We start from the raw sequence: 15,252 nt of genomic DNA, 5'->3' as shown, positions 1-15,252 counted from the left end.
TTATCCACACTCAGGACAAAGTTGGTGGGATTGCGGTCGTACCTATTGGCGTACTGGCGAAAGAGGTCTAGTTTCAGGCGCTGTTGCTGTGACCAAAGAGGGGTGGGTGAACACATGCAGCGCGCACCACATCACCGGTCGAGATCCAGGCGCGGAATGGCCGCGGCCCTGGTGGCCGGCACCATGGCGGCGTCCCTGCTCGGCGGCACCGCCGCCACGGCCAAGCCGTACCCGGAGCCGCCGTCGACAACGTTGTCTCTTCCATCGCCGCCCGGTGGCGAGAACGTCAAGGTCCTGGTCTTCCACGCCTCGGCCACCGAGGAGTCGCCGGTCGTCAACGCCGGTATCGAGGCGATCGAGACGATCGGTCTGACGGGACCCGCCGCCGGACGCTTCAAGACCGAGGCCACGGACGACGCTTCGGTCTTCACCAACGCCACCAGGCTCGGCAGGTTCAACGCGGTCGTGTTCCTGACGGGCGGCGGCGATGTGCTCGACCCCGAGCAGGAGGCGGGCCTCGAAGCCTATGTGGAGGCCGGTGGCGGCTTCCTCGGCATTCATGACGCGGCCCGTACGGAGCCGTACTCCGACTGGTTCACCGGGCTGATCGGGGCGCGTCCCACGACCAGCCCCGCTACGGTCCAGCGCGCGACGGTCGAGATCGGCGACCGTATCAACCCGGCCACCAAGAATCTGCCGCTGGAGTGGAAGCGGCCGGACAAGTGGCTCAACTGGGCCACCAATCCGACCGGCAAGGTGCATACGGTCGCCCGCGTCAGGGAGGCCAGTTACAAGCCCGGCACGGGCGCCAACGGCGCCGACCACCCGATCTCCTGGTGCCGTGACTACGACGGCGGCCGGTCCTTCTACACCGGGATGGGCGGTACGGCGGACTCGTACGCCGAGACCGACTTCCGCACCCATCTGCGCGGCGCGCTCCAGTGGACCACCCGTATCTCCGCCGCCGACTGCAAGGCGACGATCGACTCCAACTACAAGGCGGAGCGCGTCACTCAGCCGAACCAGGCGGGCCAGCAGGACCAGATCGGCGAGCCGCACGGCATGGTCGTCGCGCCCGACGGCCGCGTGTTCTACATCGGCCGCGGCGGTGGCGACAACAGCGCCCCCGTGGTGACCGACTGGGCCGACCCGAACATCGGCAAGGGTCTGGGACAGATCCATGTCTATGACCCGAAGACGAAGAAGGTGACCCTCGCGGGCGCGCTGACGATCTTCGGCAACAAGGGCGGCGGCGATGAGCTGATCAAGGTCGAGGAGGGGCTGCTCGGCATCGAGCTGGACCCCGCCTTCGAGACCAACGGCTGGGTGTATCTGCACTACACCCCGCACTCCCAGCTCAACCGTGACACCCGGATGGCGGAACGCCGCGTCTCCCGCTTCACGCTGGACCTGGCGACCAACAAGCTGGACCTGGCCTCCGAGAAGGTCCTGCTGAAGTGGCCGGTCCAGGTGAACAGCTGCTGCCACGCCGGCGGCGGCATGGCCTGGGACTCGAAGGGCAACCTCTACATCGCGACCGGCGACAACAACTCGTCCGGATTCAGCGACGGTTACTCGGGCAACAACCCGCAGCCGAACTACAAGGGTGTCTCCTTCGCGGACGCGCGCCGCACCGCGGGCAACACCAACAACCTGAACGGCAAGATCCTCCGGATCCACCCGGAGCCGGACGGTACGTACACCCTCCCCGAGGGGAACCTCTTCACGGGCGAGGAGCAGGCCGAGGGCGGCGGCAAGACCCGCGGCGAGATCTATGTGATGGGCGTGCGCAACCCGGCGCGTATCTCGATCGACAAGAAGACCGACATTCTGTACGCGGGCTGGGTCGGCCCTGACGCCGGTTCGCCGTCCACCGTCTGGGGCCCGGCGAAGTACGACACCTTCTCCGCGATCACCAAGGCGGGCAACCACGGCTGGCCGTTCTGCATGGGCAACAACCAGCCCTACCGGGACCGTAATCTGCCCGACCCGTCCAAGCCGCTCGGCTGGTACAACTGTGCCGCGCCGAAGAACGAGTCGCCCAACAACGACGGTCTGGTGAACCTGCCTCCCGTCACGGGCAACACCATCTGGTACTCGCCGCAGGGCGGTGCCCCGGACTACCCGCGCGACGCGAACGGCGTGCCCAGCTACAAGCCGGAGGAGGCCAAGTACCTCCTGCCGTGGCTCAAGGGCGGCGGCCAGGCCACCATGGACGGACCGGTCTACCGGTACGACGCGCAGAGCGCCAGCACCGAGAAGTGGCCGGAGTACTGGGACGGCAAGTGGTTCGTGGGTGACTTCTACGACGCCACCGAGAGCCCGCGCCACGCGGTGGTGACGGACCCGAAGACCGTCGGCAAGGGCGGTCTGCCGGTGCACGCCGAGTCGCTGAAGAAGATCATTCCGGTCGGTCAGGGCGGTATCCGCAACCTCATGGACTGGAAGTTCGCCCCGGACGGCTCGCTCTATGTCCTCGACTACGGGCGGGGCTTCTTCACCTCGGACAACCAGTCCGCGCTGTGGCGCGTGACGTACAAGGGCGGCGCGCCGACACCGGCCGCCAACAACCTGGTCAGGAAGGCGGCGCAGTGAGACACCGATCTCTCCTGAGGCATCGGCCTCTACGCCTGTGGACGGCCCTGGTGGGCGCGTTCCTGATGGTGCTGGGGCTGACCTCGACAGCGGCGTACGGGCGTACCGATGACCGTACGGACGGCGGGAAGGCGGCCGCGGCCCAGGTGCTGACCTGGACGGCCGGCGACCCCATCGACAAGTACCTCTCCTTCCCGACCACCGCGCTGGCCGGGCCGACCACGATCGTCTTCGAGAACAGCGCGGCGACCGGCAACACCACCGGGATGCCGCACACGCTGACGTTCGACGTGTCCGATCCCGAGTACAACAACGACGTTCAGCTGAACATCCTGGCCAACCCCAGCGACGCCAACGGCGGCAAGTACACCGCCCAGGTCAATCTGACCCCGGGCAAGTACCGCTTCCACTGCTCCATCCCGGGGCACGGCCAGATGACCGGTGTGCTCACCGTGACCGAGGTCGGTCCGGGGGACACCACGGCTCCCGAGACCGCCGCCAAGGTGGAGGGGCAGCAGAACGGCGACGGCGCGTACGTCGGTTCCGCCACGGTCTCCGTGACGGCGACCGACTCGGGCTCCGGGGTGGCGACGACGGAGTACGCGGTCGGCGCCGACGGACCGTGGCAGCCGTACACCGCTCCGGTGGTGGTCGACCAGGTCGGTGACCACACGATCAGATACCGGGCCACCGATCAGTCGGGGAACGTGGCGGCGGAGAAGTCCGTCTCGTTCAAGGTCGTCGCCCCGCCGACCGACGACACGACCCCGCCGGAGACCTCGGCGACCGTGAGCGGCGAGAAGGACGAGGCGGGCAACTATCTGACGATGGCCACGGTCACCGTCACCGCCTCGGACACCGGCTCGGGCGTCAACACCATCGAGTACGCGCTCGGGGCCGGCGGCGCCTGGCAGCCGTACACCGCGCCGGTGATGGTGCACCAGACCGGCACCCACAAGGTCCGCTACCGGGCGACCGACAAGGCGGGCAACGCGGCGGCCGAGAAGTCCGTCGATTTCACGGTCGTGGAGGCGCCGGCGAAGGACACCACCGCGCCGGTGACCGGTGCGGTGGTGACCGGTGACAAGAACTCCAACGGCGCGTTCATCACCAGCGCCAAGGCGACCGTCACCGCGACCGACTCCGAATCCGGCGTGGACAAGATCGAGTACTCCCTCGACGGCGGCCCGTATCTCGCGTACACGACGCCCGTGATCGTCGACCAGGTCGGCTATCACGTCCTCGCGTACCGGGCGACGGACAAGGCGGGCAACACCGCGCAGGCCAAGCAGGTGTCGTTCACCATCGCGCAGGGCGGCGGCGTTCCGGCGCCCAACTGTCCCGAGTTCGATGAGCGGTTGACCGTCATCGTCGGTACGGTCGACACGGGTGTGCCGAACCGGCTGACCCGTAACCGCTGCACGATCAACGAGCTGATCGAGGACGAGAAGGACTGGAGCTCGCACGCCCTCTTCCTCAAGCACGTCGACTCGGTGCTCGACAAGCTGCTGGCCGACAATGTCATCGACCAGCGTGAGTTCAACAAGATCACCAGGGCCGCCAAGCAGTCCGCGATCGGCAAGCCCGGCCAGACCGAGGGCTACCGCGATCTCTTCGACGGCACGGCGGCGTCCCTCGCCAGGTGGCAGCAGGTCGGCGGCGGTAAGTTCGCGCTCTCCGGCGACGGAGCCATCACCAGCAGCACCACGGTCGAGGGCATGGGCATGCTGTGGTTCCCGGAGCGCAAGTACGGCGACTTCTCGCTGAAGCTCCAGTTCCGCGACGACGCCCCGGGCAACGGCAACGCCAACGGCGGTGTCTTCGTCCGCTTCCCGAACGTCCATGACCACCCGGAGGAGTCACGTCCGGAGTGGGTCGCCATCAACTACGGCCATGAGATCCAGATCCTCGACAGGCCCGACGGCGACATGTACAAGACCGGCTCGATCTACGGCTTCGACCGCGTGGGTCTGGGCGGCGCGGGGGTCACTCCGAAGGGCACCTGGAACGACTACGAGATCCGCGTGGTCGACCAGCACTTCACGATCCTGCGCAACGGTGTCGTGATCAATGAGTTCGACAATGTGGGCGGGCAGACCTTCTACCCGGAGCGCGCCGGCGACCCCGGCACGGACGGCCGGCGGTACGCCACCGGTTATGTCGGGCTCCAGGTCCACGGCACGACGGACGTGATCTCGTACCGCGGCATCCGCATCAAGGAGCTGTAGAGCACGCGTTCGCAGAGCGAGTGACCATCCCCACGGTGTGCCCCTTCTCGGCGGAGGAGGGGCACATCCGCGTTCACGGTCGCTCTTTCCTGGCCCGGCTCGGCTGGACCCGCTTGGGCTCCCCCGGCATCTTCGGGTAGTCCGGCGGGTACGGCATGTCCCCGAGTCCATCGTCCCGTTCGTACCGGTCGGCCAGTTCCAGCAGCCCTTCCAGGCTGTCCGGCCGCTCCCCCATCTCGGCGTGCAGATCGCCCGCTTCGGTGAAGCGCACCGGCATCGTCGCCAGATCGAAGTCCTGCGGGGCGACCTCGTCCAGCTCGGCCCAGCGCAGCGGCGCGGAGACCGGGGCGTGCGGCTTGGGTCGTACGGAGTAGGCGGAGGCGATGGTGCGGTCGCGGGCGGTCTGGTTGTAGTCGACGAAGATGCGTGTGCCGCGCTCCTCCTTCCACCAGGCGGTGGTGACCCGGCCCGGCATCCGCCGCTCCAGTTCATGGCCGACGGTGATGGCGCAGCGGCGTACCTCGGTGAAGGTCCAGCGCGGTTCGATCGGTACGAACACATGGAGGCCGCGTCCTCCGGAGGTCTTGGGCCAGCCGTGCAACCCCTGTTCGTCCAGGAACGCGTGCAGTTCATGGGCGGCTCTGACCGCGTCCTTGAAGTCCGTCCCGGGCTGCGGGTCGAGGTCGATGCGCAGCTCGTCGGGGTGGTCGGTGCGGCCCTTGCGCACCGGCCAGGGGTGGAAGGTGAGACAGCCGAGGTTCGCCGCCCAGAGGACGGCGGCGACCTCCGTCGGGCAGATCTCGTCGGCCGAACGGCCGCTGGGGAAGTCGATACGGGCGGTGGGGATCCAGTCGGGCAGGTTCTTGGGAGCGCGCTTCTGGAAGAAGGACTCGCCGTCGACACCTTCGGGGAAGCGCTCCAGGGTGGTGGGCCGGTCGCGCAGGGCGCGCAGGATGCCCGGTCCGACCGCGAGGAAGTAGCGCGCGACATCCAGCTTGGTGAAACCGCGCTCGGGAAAGTAGATCTTGTCCGGGCTGGACAGCCGTACGGTCCTGCCGCCCGCCTCCAGCTCCACCGCTGCACCCATGTGCGCCACCGTAGGCCGGGCCCGCGCGGAGCGCATATCGGGCGGGGGCGGCTGTTCCCGAGCACAATCGGGGCATGGATCTGCCGGTGATGCCACCCGTGAAACCCATGCTCGCCAAGTCCGTGGCGCGTATCCCGCCCGGGATGCAGTACGAGGCCAAGTGGGACGGCTTCCGCGCGATCGTCCACCGCGACGGTGACGAGGTGGTGATCGGCAGCAGGACCGGGAAGCCGCTGACCCGGTACTTCCCCGAGCTGGTCACGTCCCTGCGTGCCGAGCTGCCCGGACGCTGTGTGGTGGACGGCGAGATCGTGATCGTCCATGGGGACCGGCTGGACTTCGACCGGCTGACCGAACGTATCCATCCGGCGAAGTCCCGGGTGGACCTGCTCGCCGAGCAGACCCCGGCGAGCTTCGTGATCTTCGATCTGCTGGCCCTCGGGGACGCCTCGCTGCTCACCGTCGCCCAGGCGCGGCGCAGGGAGGCGCTGGAGGCCGCCTTCGCGGCGCTGCACCCGCCGGTGTATCTCGCGCCCGCCACGGGCGATATCGAGGTGGCCCGGGAGTGGTTCGAGCGGTACGAGGGCGCGGGTCTTGACGGGGTGATCGCCAAACCTCTCGATCTGCCGTACCGCCCGGACACCCGGTCCATGTACAAGATCAAGCACGAGCGGACGGCGGATGTGGTCGTCGCCGGATACCGCCACCACAAGAGCGGTCCCATCGTGGGCTCGCTGCTCCTGGGGCTGTACGACACGGCGGGCGCGCTTCAGCATGTCGGGGTGTGCGCCGCGTTCCCGATGAAGCGCCGGGCGGAGCTGATCGAGGAACTGGCGCCGCTGCGCATGGAGTCGGCGGAGGGCCATCCCTGGGCGGCGTGGACGGAGGAGTCGGCGCACGAGAGCGCCCGGCTGCCGGGCGCGCCGAGCCGCTGGTCGGGTACGAAGGATCTGTCGTGGCTTCCGCTGCGGCCGGAGCGGGTGTGCGAGGTCGCGTACGACCATATGGAGGGCGACCGGTTCCGGCACACCGCGCAGTTCCGCCGCTGGCGGCCCGACCGTACGCCCGCGAGCTGTACGTACGCGCAGTTGGAGGAGCCGGTGCGGTACGACCTGGCGGAGGTGCTGCGTTCGCCCTGACCCTGGACGAGTTGGTCCGGCGGGGCCGTACGAGCGCCGCGATCTTACGGACCTGTGACGCCCCGGCGCGTGACCGCGCGTGGCGGCCGGGCGCCGCATAGCGTCCCCGTCATGCGTGTACTCGTCACCGGAGGCGCGGGCTTCATCGGCTCGCACATCGTCAGCGCTCTCGGCTCCCTCGGCCATCAGCCCGTCGTCCTGGACGCCCTGCTGCCCTCGGCGCACCCCGCCCCACCGCCGCCGCCCCCCGAGGCGGAGTGGATCCAGGCCGACGTACGGGACCGGACGGCCCTCGCGGGCGCCCTGCGCGGGGTGGACGTGGTCTGCCACCAGGCGGCGATGGTCGGGCTCGGCAAGGACTTCGCGGACGCCCCCGACTATGTGAGCTGCAACGATCTGGGTACGTCCGTACTGCTCGCGGCCATGACGGAGGCGGGGGTTCCTGATCTGGTGCTCGCCGGGTCGATGGTCGTCTACGGCGAGGGCCGCTACGACTGCCCCCGGCACGGCCGGGTCGCACCGGGGCCGCGGACCGTGGCAGACCTGGACGCCGGACGCTTCGAGCCCGGCTGCCCGTCCTGCGGCGCGGAGTTGACGCCGGGGCTGATCGGGGAGGACGCGGCGGCGGACCCGCGCAATGTGTACGCGGCGACGAAGCTGGCCCAGGAGCATCTGGCGGCGGCCTGGGCCCGTGCCACCGGCGGCCGGGCCGTCTCGCTGCGCTACCACAATGTGTACGGGCCGGGGATGCCGCGCGACACCCCGTACGCGGGGGTCGCCTCGTTCTTCCGCTCCTCGCTCGCGCGGGGCGAGGCGCCGCGGGTCTTCGAGGACGGCCGGCAGCGGCGGGACTTCGTCCACGTACGGGACGTGGCGGCGGCGAACGCGCTGGCGCTGAGTGCCGTACGGATCCGGGAGCCCGGCCTGCTGAGCGCGTTCAACACCGGCAGCGGTGAGCCGCACACCGTCGGCGAGATGGCCGGGGCGCTGGCGGCGGCGCACGGCGGCCCAGGACCGGTGATCACCGGGGAGTACCGGCTCGGCGACGTCCGGCACATCACGGCGTCGTCGGCACGGCTCAGGGACGAGCTCGGCTGGCGGCCCTCGGTCGGATTCGCCGAGGGCATGGCGGAGTTCGCCGCGGCGGACCAGCGCGCGGCCGCGGTCCTCTGACCGCCGCGTGCGCGCGGCCCGGGCAAGAGGCGCCCCGGGCCGGTCCCCCATGTCCCGGCGCGGTCCGCGCCGGTGCTGTGACCCGAACGGCCCGGGGCCGGTCGCCGCCCCGCGCATGTCCGTGTTTCGTAAGGCCTCACATCCCTTTTTTCGGCTCCCGAATTCATACGGTGATGGACGTGACCCCCTCCGAACCCACGACGGTTGACGTCGTACTTCCCTGTCTTGACGAGGCCCTCGCCCTCCCCTGGGTGCTGGGGCGCATGCCGGACGGCTGGCGCGCGATCGTCGTCGACAACGGCTCGGCCGACGACTCGGCGCGGATCGCCGCCGGGCTCGGCGCGACGGTGGTGCAGGAACCGCGGCGCGGGTTCGGCGCCGCCTGCCATGCCGGACTGCTCGCGGCCGAGGCGGAGTTCGTCTGCTTCTGCGACTGTGACGCCTCCCTGGACCCCGGGCTGCTGCCCGCCTTCGTGGCGGAGATCGCGGCGGGCCGGGCCGATCTGGTGCTGGGCCGCCGCCGGCCGCAGACGCGCGGGGCCTGGCCGGCGCACGCGCGCGCCGGGAATCTGGCGCTGGCGCGGATGCTGCGCCGCAGAACCGGTCTGCGGGTGCGCGATCTCGGACCCCTGCGTGCGGCGCGCCGCGAGGCGCTGCTCGGACTCGGCCTCACGGACCGCCGCAGCGGCTATCCGCTCCAGATGGTCGTACGGGCGGCCGACGCGGGCTGGCGGGTGGCGGAACGCGACGTGCCGTATCTGCCGCGTACCGGCAGGTCGAAGGTGACCGGCACCTGGCGCGGCACCTGGCAGGCGGTGCACGACATGCGCGGAGTGCTGGCGGAGCCGCCGGCCGGGGCCGGGACGGACGGCTCGCGCGCCGGGCGGGACGGGACGAGCCGGGCAGGTGCCCGATGACGACTCTCCTGGTGCTGGCGAAGGCGCCCGTGGCCGGGCGCGTCAAGACGCGGCTCACTCCCCCCTTCCGGCCGGGGGAGGCCGCCCTGCTCGCGGAGGCGGCGCTGTGCGACACCCTCGCGGCGGTCCTGGCCGCGCCCGCGGGACGGTGGGTACTCGTCCTCGACGGTGTCCCCGGCGACTGGCTGCCGGCGGGGATCGAGGTCATACCGCAGTCGGGCGGCGGGCTGGACGAGCGGCTGGCCGCCGCCTTCGGACTCTGTACGGGGCCGGCCCTGCTCGTCGGGATGGACACCCCGCAGCTCACCCCGGAGTTGCTGGCCCCCGCGCTCGCGCCCGATGCCTGGCAGGGGTGCGACGCGTGGTTCGGGCCCGCTCTGGACGGCGGGTTCTGGGCGCTGGGCCTCGCCGCGCCGGACCCCGCGCTGCTGCTGGGCGTACCGATGTCGGTGCCCGAGACCGGGGCCGTACAGCGCGCGCGGCTGCTGGACGCGGGGCTGGCCGTACGGGATCTGCCGCCGTTGCGCGATGTCGACACCGCACGGGACGCCACGCTGGTCGCGGCCGAGGCACCGGACAGCCGGTTCGCCGCGGCGCTCGGCCGGCTCGCCGGGGCCGGGGTGCGATGACCACCGCCAGGACCACCCCCAAGACCGCCACCCAGGCCCAGGCCCACACCCACGCCCCGGCCCATGCCCCGGCGCCGCCCCGGTCGCCCGGCGCGGGCACCCTCCGGCCGCGCCGTACGGCTCCCTGGCAGGCCGACCCGTACACCGACGCGCTGCGCACCGGCCGGGGCCCGCTCTTCCTGCGGCGCTCCGACGGCTGGCTGCTGCCGCTGGAGGTGGAGCGCTGGTGCGGGGAGCCCGACAGCGCGGATCTGACGGTGCTCGAACGCTGCCGGGGCACCGTGCTCGACATCGGCTGCGGACCCGGCAGGCTCGTGGCGGCGCTGGCGTCCCGGGGCCGCCCCTCCCTCGGTATCGACATCAGCCCGGCGGCCGTGGCACACGCCGTGCGCGCGGGCGGCAGCGCGCTGGTGCGGTCGGTGTTCGATCCGCTGCCGCGCGAGGGCGGCTGGCACACCGCGCTGCTCATGGACGGCAACATCGGTATCGGCGGGGACCCGTTGGCGCTGCTGGCCCGGCTCACCGGGGTGGTCCGCTCGGCCGGTTCGCTGATCGTCGAGACGGCCGCGGCCGGGATGGACGCCGAGCTGGACGAACGCGTGCGGGTACGGGTCGACAACGGCAACGGCGCCCCGGGCGAGGCGTTCTCCTGGGCCCGCGTCGGCGCCCGCGCGCTCATACGACACGCCCGCGCCACGGGCTGGACCCCGTCCGAGCAGTGGACCGCGGCGGGCCGCCGCTTCGTCGCACTGGAACGTCCGGGCTGATCCCGCCCACCCGCTCGTGGACCTCGTGGACCTCGTGCGTCGCGTGGGCCGCGTGCGCCGGTCAGTCGTGGTACTGCCGCGCGAGCCAGGGGAGATAGAAGCGCGGGAAGTGCTGGGGGGTGGCGGGGCACGGCACACGGCAGCGCTTGCCGCTGAGGTAGGCGTCGAAGAGCCGTTGTTTGGACGCGGTGACTCCCACGTTCAGGTTCGCGAGGAGCGACGCGCTCGGGTATCCGAGATAGTGCACCAGCCGTTCGATCTCTCCGGCCCGGAGCGCGGACACCGCGCTGGTGACATACCTCCCCACTTCCGTGTGATCGGAATGATCCCTGCCGGTCGCGTGAAATCGCGCCATCACGGAGCCCGGGTCCAGCGTTCTGACCGTGTCGGCGCCGGATTCGGCGATGAGGGTCCCCAGGGTGTGTGTCAGCTCCTCGGACGTGAGGCTGTTGACGCCGTCCACCGAGACCATGCGGGGAATCTCCCCCTCCGCGAGTTTGCGCAGGCTCTGCCAGTGCCGCGCCCTGTCGCCGGTGCCGTGGCTGTGTCCGTCGGGGAGCCGCAGGAACGTCAGATGGACTCGGGGACGGTGGGGAACGGCCAGTTCGTAGCCGAGGAAGCGACGCCCGTCCGCCCACGTGTCGGCACGGCGCCAGCGCGGGGCCGCATCGGCGAGTGCGGCGTAGGCGGCGCGCATCCCTCGCTCGCGGGAGAGGGTGTACTCCATGGGCTTTCCGGCGTCGCCCGCGGTCACGTACACGACACGCAGACATCGGCCGTGCTTGAAGTCATCCATCAGGTCGGGGTTGAGGAACAGAAGATCGTCGTCCTGGTGGGCCACCACCGCCACGGTCGAGCCCCGGCAGGGGGCACCGCTCTCCCGGGCCGCCGCGCCGGGGGATACGCCGCACAGAGCGACCAGGATGGCGATACCGGCGCGGAGTGGGGTTCGCATGGCCCATCTTCGGTTCGCCCGCGCGTGACGCGCCAACCGGGTACGCCACTCAGCCCACGTACACCCAGGCGCCGTCGTGCCGCGCGAACCGGCTGCGCTCCTCCTGGACACCCGGTTCGCCGCGCCGGGTGAAGTGGGCCCGGAAGGTGACCGTGCCCGTGGTGTGGAACGGGCTTCCGTCGGTGGTGTCCAGGATCTCCAGGCCCGTCCACCGTGTCGCGGGGTCGAGATCGATGGCCGGCGGCCGGGTGGCCGGGTCCCAGGAGCGCAGCAGATACGCCGCGTCGAGGACGGCGAAGGCGCTGTAGCGGGAGCGCATCAGCAGCTCGGCGGTGGGCGCGGTGGCGGCACCCGCGTGGAACCGCCCGCAGCACGCGCCGTACGTGGCGTCGAGTCCGCAGGGGCAGGGCGAGTCGGCGGTGACGGCGGACCGGCCGGACGGGCTGGACCGGCCGGGGCGGGCGGAGCGTGCGGGGCGGTTGGTGCGGGCGGAGCGTCGGGCCATACGCCCATTCTCGCCGCTGATCGGCGCTCGCCGTACCCGGGGCCGCCACACACGGGCCCGACGCTTCACCCTCCACGGTCACCGCCGGCTCATCACCGCCCGCGGTGACCGAGCCGCGCCGAGAGCGCGCCCGCGCCCTTCACCGCGAGCTGGGCGAGCTCCTCCTCGCGCGCGTCGCTCCACCGGATCATCGGGACGGAGATGGACAGGGCCGCGACGACCCGGCCCGCGCTGTCCCGCACCGGCGCCGCCACACAGCTCACATCGGGGTTGGACTCGCGGTGCTCGACGGCGACGCCGCGCTCCCTGATCCCCGCCAGCTCCGCCCGCAGCACCTCCGGATCGGTGATGCTGGCGGGCGTCATCGCGGTGAACTCCCGTCCGGCGATACGGTTCTCCAGCTCCGCGGCGGGCAGTGACGCGAGCAGCATCTTGCCGACGGAGGTGCAGTGGGCGGGCAGCCTGCGACCGGCCGCCGAGACCATTCTGACCGCGTGCGTGGAGTCCACCTTCGCGATGTAGATGACATCGGTCTCCTCCAGGATCGCGACATGCACGGTCTCGTCGCAGGTCTCGGCGATCTCGCGGGCGACATGCCCGCCCTCGGCGGCGAGATCGAGCTGTTCCGCGTATCTGCTGCCGAGTTGGTAGGAGCGCACGCCGAGCCGGAAGCGGCCCGGCTGGCCCGGGACCGCCGCCAGATACGAGCGGGCCGCGAGCGTGGTGAGCAGCTCGTGCACCGTGGTGCGCGGCAGTTCGAGCTTTCTGATGACATCCGGCGCGGAGAGCGTGCCGTCGCCCTCCAGGAACAGTTCGAGTATGTCCAGGGCCCGCGTCACCGCGGGGACCAGCCGTCCCACGACCGCTCACCCACCCCTCTTGTTCGGTACTTCGGCCATCGACCGGAATGACGAACACAGGCTAACCGCCGCGCAACCCATTGACACCCCTCGGAGTGCCTGAATACCGTCACGCCACGATTTCGAACGTGTGACGAAATACCGAACGAGCCGAGGGGCAACTGCCGTGCGCATGACGGGAATCAGCACACACGTGGTCGGTACGCCCTGGCGTAACCTCACCTATGTCCTCGTTCATACGGACGAAGGACTCACCGGGGTCGGCGAGACGCGGATGCTCGGCAGGACGGACGCGCTGCTCGGCTATCTGCGCGAGGCCGAGGCCAACCACATCCAGGGCTCCGACCCGTTCGCCGTCGAGGATCTCGTGCGGCGGATGAAGTACGGCGATTACGGGCGGGCCGGCGAGATCGTGATGTCGGGCATCGCGGTGGTGGAGATGGCCTGTTGGGACATCAAGGGCAAGGCGCTGGGCGTGCCGGTGTGGCAGCTGCTCGGCGGCAAGGTCACCGACCGGGTCAAGGCGTACGCCAACGGCTGGTACACCACGGAACGGACCCCGGAGGCGTACCACAAGGCGGCCGAGGCGGTGATCGCGCGCGGCTACCGGGCCCTGAAAATAGACCCGTTCGGCACCGGCCACTACGAGCTGGACCGGGCGGCGTCGAACGAGGCGGTGGCGCTGATCGAGGCGGTACGGGACGCGATCGGGCCCGACGCGGAGCTGATGCTGGAGATGCACGGCCGGTTCAGCCCGTCGACCGCCGTACGGCTGGCGCGCGAGCTGGCGCCGTACGCCCCGGCCTGGCTGGAGGAGCCGGTGCCGCCGGAGAACCTCAAGGCGCTGAGCAAGGTCGCCGACAAGGTCGAGCTGCCGATCGCGACCGGTGAACGGATCCATGACCGGATCGAGTTCCGTGAGCTGTTCGAGTCGCAGGCCGCCGACATCATCCAGCCCGATGTGGGGCACATCGGCGGCATCCTGGAGACCCGGAAGCTGGCCGCGACCGCCGAGACGCACTACACGTTGATCGCGCCGCACAATGTCGGCGGTTCGGTGCTGACCGCCGCGAGCCTTCAACTGGCCGCCTGTACACCCAACTTCAAGATTCTTGAGCACTTCAATGACTTCGCGGACGCGGAGATCAAGAAGGTCGTCACCGGCGCTCCGGAGGTCGATCCCGAGACGGGGTGCTTCGAGGTGTCGCACGCGCCGGGCCTCGGGGTCGAGTTCGATGTGGCGGCGGCGGCCGAATTCCCGCAGCAGCACGCGCGGTTCGACCTGTGGGCCGAGGGCTGGGAGAAGCGCGAGCCGAAGGAGCCGCGATGACCCGGCGCCGGCCGCCGGGCCCGGCGGCGGACGCGGCGGACGCGGCGGACGCGGCGGTCGGCCGCGCGATCGTCGTCGACCGGCCCGGCGTCCACCGGCTGGTGACCGGTCCTGTGCCCGTCCCCGGGCCCGGCGAGGTGCGGGTACGGGTCGCCGCCGCCGGGATCTGTATGAGCGACCGCGAGGTGTACGACGGCCATCGCGACGCGGCCTATGTGCGCTATCCGGTGACGCCCGGTCATGAATGGGCGGGGACGGTCGACGCGGTGGGTGAGGGGGTCGATACGCGGCTGACCGGCCGCGCGACGGTCGCCGAGGGGTTCCGTGCCTGCGGAACCTGCGCGCGGTGCCGGGCCGGTGAGACCTCGCTGTGCGCCGGCGGCTACGAGGAGACGGGCTTCACCGTCCCCGGCGCCTTCGCCGACCATGTCGTGGTGCCCGCACGGCTGTTACATCCCCTCGCCGATGACGCGGACCTGCGGGCCGCCGCCCTGCTGGAACCGGCCGCCGTGGTGGCCGCGGCGGTACGGTCCAGCCGGCCGGAGCCGGGTGAGCGGATCGCCGTGGTCGGCGCGGGCACGCTGGGGCTCCTCGCCGTACAACTGCTCGCCGCCTCCTCCCCCGCCGAGCTGGCGGTGATCGATCCACGGACCGAACGGACGCTGCTGGCAACGGAGTTCGGCGCGACCCTGATCGGGACCCCCGAGGACGCGAAGGAACTGCACGGCGGTTACGACCTGGTGGTGGAGACCGCCGGGGCACCATCCACGGCCGCCTCGTCCTGTCTGCTGGCCCGGCGCGGCGGCCGGGTGGTGCTCACCGGGATGTTCACCCCCGGCGCCACCGGGATCGATCCGGTACTGCTGACACTGAATCAGCTGACGGTACGGAGTGTCTTCGGCGCGCCGTCCGCCGCCTGGGCCTTCGCCGTACGGGCGTTCACCGCCGGGCTGCTGGCCCCGGCCCCGCTGATCACCCATGAATTCCCGCTGGAGCGGTACGGCGAGGCCGTGTCGCTGGTCGGCGGCGGCGCTCCCGGCACCGGGAAGGTGCTGCTGCGCCCCTGA

At 71.0% G+C, this 15,252-nt stretch carries 13 protein-coding genes; 9 read left to right on the top strand and 4 right to left on the bottom strand.

Going from position 1 to position 15,252, the window contains the following annotated elements:
- Positions 1-114 precede the first annotated feature (114 nt).
- On the top strand, positions 115-2,595 hold the full coding sequence (locus ACFRKB_RS01725) for a ThuA domain-containing protein (protein ID WP_383102377.1): 2,481 nt from the start codon (positions 115-117) through the stop codon (positions 2,593-2,595).
- Positions 2,592-4,823 (top strand): OmpL47-type beta-barrel domain-containing protein, encoded by a 2,232-nt coding sequence (locus ACFRKB_RS01720; RefSeq protein ID WP_383102376.1) that lies wholly within the window; start codon positions 2,592-2,594, stop codon positions 4,821-4,823. The genes ACFRKB_RS01725 and ACFRKB_RS01720 overlap by 4 nt, the downstream gene beginning before the upstream one ends.
- Positions 4,824-4,896: 73 nt before the next feature.
- On the opposite strand, the gene ligD is transcribed toward ACFRKB_RS01720, so the two are convergent.
- Positions 4,897-5,910 (bottom strand): non-homologous end-joining DNA ligase, encoded by a 1,014-nt coding sequence (gene ligD, locus ACFRKB_RS01715; protein WP_383102375.1) that lies wholly within the window; start codon positions 5,908-5,910, stop codon positions 4,897-4,899.
- Between the two features lie 74 nt (positions 5,911-5,984).
- Here ligD and ACFRKB_RS01710 point away from each other — a divergent pair, with 74 nt between their 5' ends.
- The 5 genes from ACFRKB_RS01710 (at position 5,985) to ACFRKB_RS01690 (ending at position 10,535) form a co-directional block, all read left to right on the top strand.
- Entirely contained in the window at positions 5,985-7,049 is a 1,065-nt protein-coding gene (locus tag ACFRKB_RS01710; RefSeq protein WP_383102373.1) for an ATP-dependent DNA ligase, read from the top strand.
- A gap of 111 nt (positions 7,050-7,160) precedes the next feature.
- Complete coding sequence (locus ACFRKB_RS01705; protein ID WP_383102372.1) at positions 7,161-8,222, top strand: NAD-dependent epimerase/dehydratase family protein; 1,062 nt, start codon at positions 7,161-7,163, stop codon at positions 8,220-8,222.
- A 173-nt stretch (positions 8,223-8,395) separates the two neighbouring features.
- Positions 8,396-9,139, top strand: coding sequence for a glycosyltransferase family 2 protein (locus ACFRKB_RS01700; RefSeq protein ID WP_383102371.1), 744 nt, complete (start codon positions 8,396-8,398; stop codon positions 9,137-9,139).
- Positions 9,136-9,768 (top strand): TIGR04282 family arsenosugar biosynthesis glycosyltransferase, encoded by a 633-nt coding sequence (locus ACFRKB_RS01695; protein WP_383102369.1) that lies wholly within the window; start codon positions 9,136-9,138, stop codon positions 9,766-9,768. Before ACFRKB_RS01700 ends, ACFRKB_RS01695 begins: the two co-directional genes overlap by 4 nt.
- Positions 9,765-10,535, top strand: coding sequence for a class I SAM-dependent methyltransferase (locus ACFRKB_RS01690; protein WP_383102367.1), 771 nt, complete (start codon positions 9,765-9,767; stop codon positions 10,533-10,535). Before ACFRKB_RS01695 ends, ACFRKB_RS01690 begins: the two co-directional genes overlap by 4 nt.
- Positions 10,536-10,596: 61 nt before the next feature.
- Here ACFRKB_RS01690 and ACFRKB_RS01685 read toward each other — a convergent pair whose 3' ends face one another.
- The 3 genes from ACFRKB_RS01685 to ACFRKB_RS01675 form a co-directional block, all read right to left on the bottom strand.
- The gene (locus ACFRKB_RS01685) at positions 10,597-11,490 is read right to left on the bottom strand and encodes a PIG-L family deacetylase (RefSeq protein ID WP_383102365.1); all 894 of its coding nucleotides are present in this window, start codon (positions 11,488-11,490) and stop codon (positions 10,597-10,599) included.
- A 49-nt stretch (positions 11,491-11,539) separates the two neighbouring features.
- Positions 11,540-11,995 (bottom strand): YchJ family protein, encoded by a 456-nt coding sequence (locus tag ACFRKB_RS01680; RefSeq protein WP_383102364.1) that lies wholly within the window; start codon positions 11,993-11,995, stop codon positions 11,540-11,542.
- A gap of 92 nt (positions 11,996-12,087) precedes the next feature.
- On the bottom strand, positions 12,088-12,855 hold the full coding sequence (locus ACFRKB_RS01675; protein ID WP_383102362.1) for an IclR family transcriptional regulator: 768 nt from the start codon (positions 12,853-12,855) through the stop codon (positions 12,088-12,090).
- Between the two features lie 166 nt (positions 12,856-13,021).
- Between ACFRKB_RS01675 and ACFRKB_RS01670 the strand changes: the two genes are divergently transcribed.
- The gene (locus ACFRKB_RS01670) at positions 13,022-14,185 is read left to right on the top strand and encodes a mandelate racemase/muconate lactonizing enzyme family protein (protein ID WP_383102360.1); all 1,164 of its coding nucleotides are present in this window, start codon (positions 13,022-13,024) and stop codon (positions 14,183-14,185) included.
- Positions 14,182-15,252 carry a zinc-dependent alcohol dehydrogenase gene (locus ACFRKB_RS01665; RefSeq protein WP_383102358.1) on the top strand — a complete coding sequence of 357 codons (1,071 nt, stop codon included), beginning with the start codon at positions 14,182-14,184 and terminating at the stop codon, positions 15,250-15,252. Before ACFRKB_RS01670 ends, ACFRKB_RS01665 begins: the two co-directional genes overlap by 4 nt.

The sequence above is a fragment of the Streptomyces scopuliridis genome (assembly GCF_042790125.1).
Taxonomy (GTDB): domain Bacteria; phylum Actinomycetota; class Actinomycetes; order Streptomycetales; family Streptomycetaceae; genus Streptomyces; species Streptomyces scopuliridis_A.
This window is presented reverse-complemented; position numbering and strand designations above follow the sequence as displayed.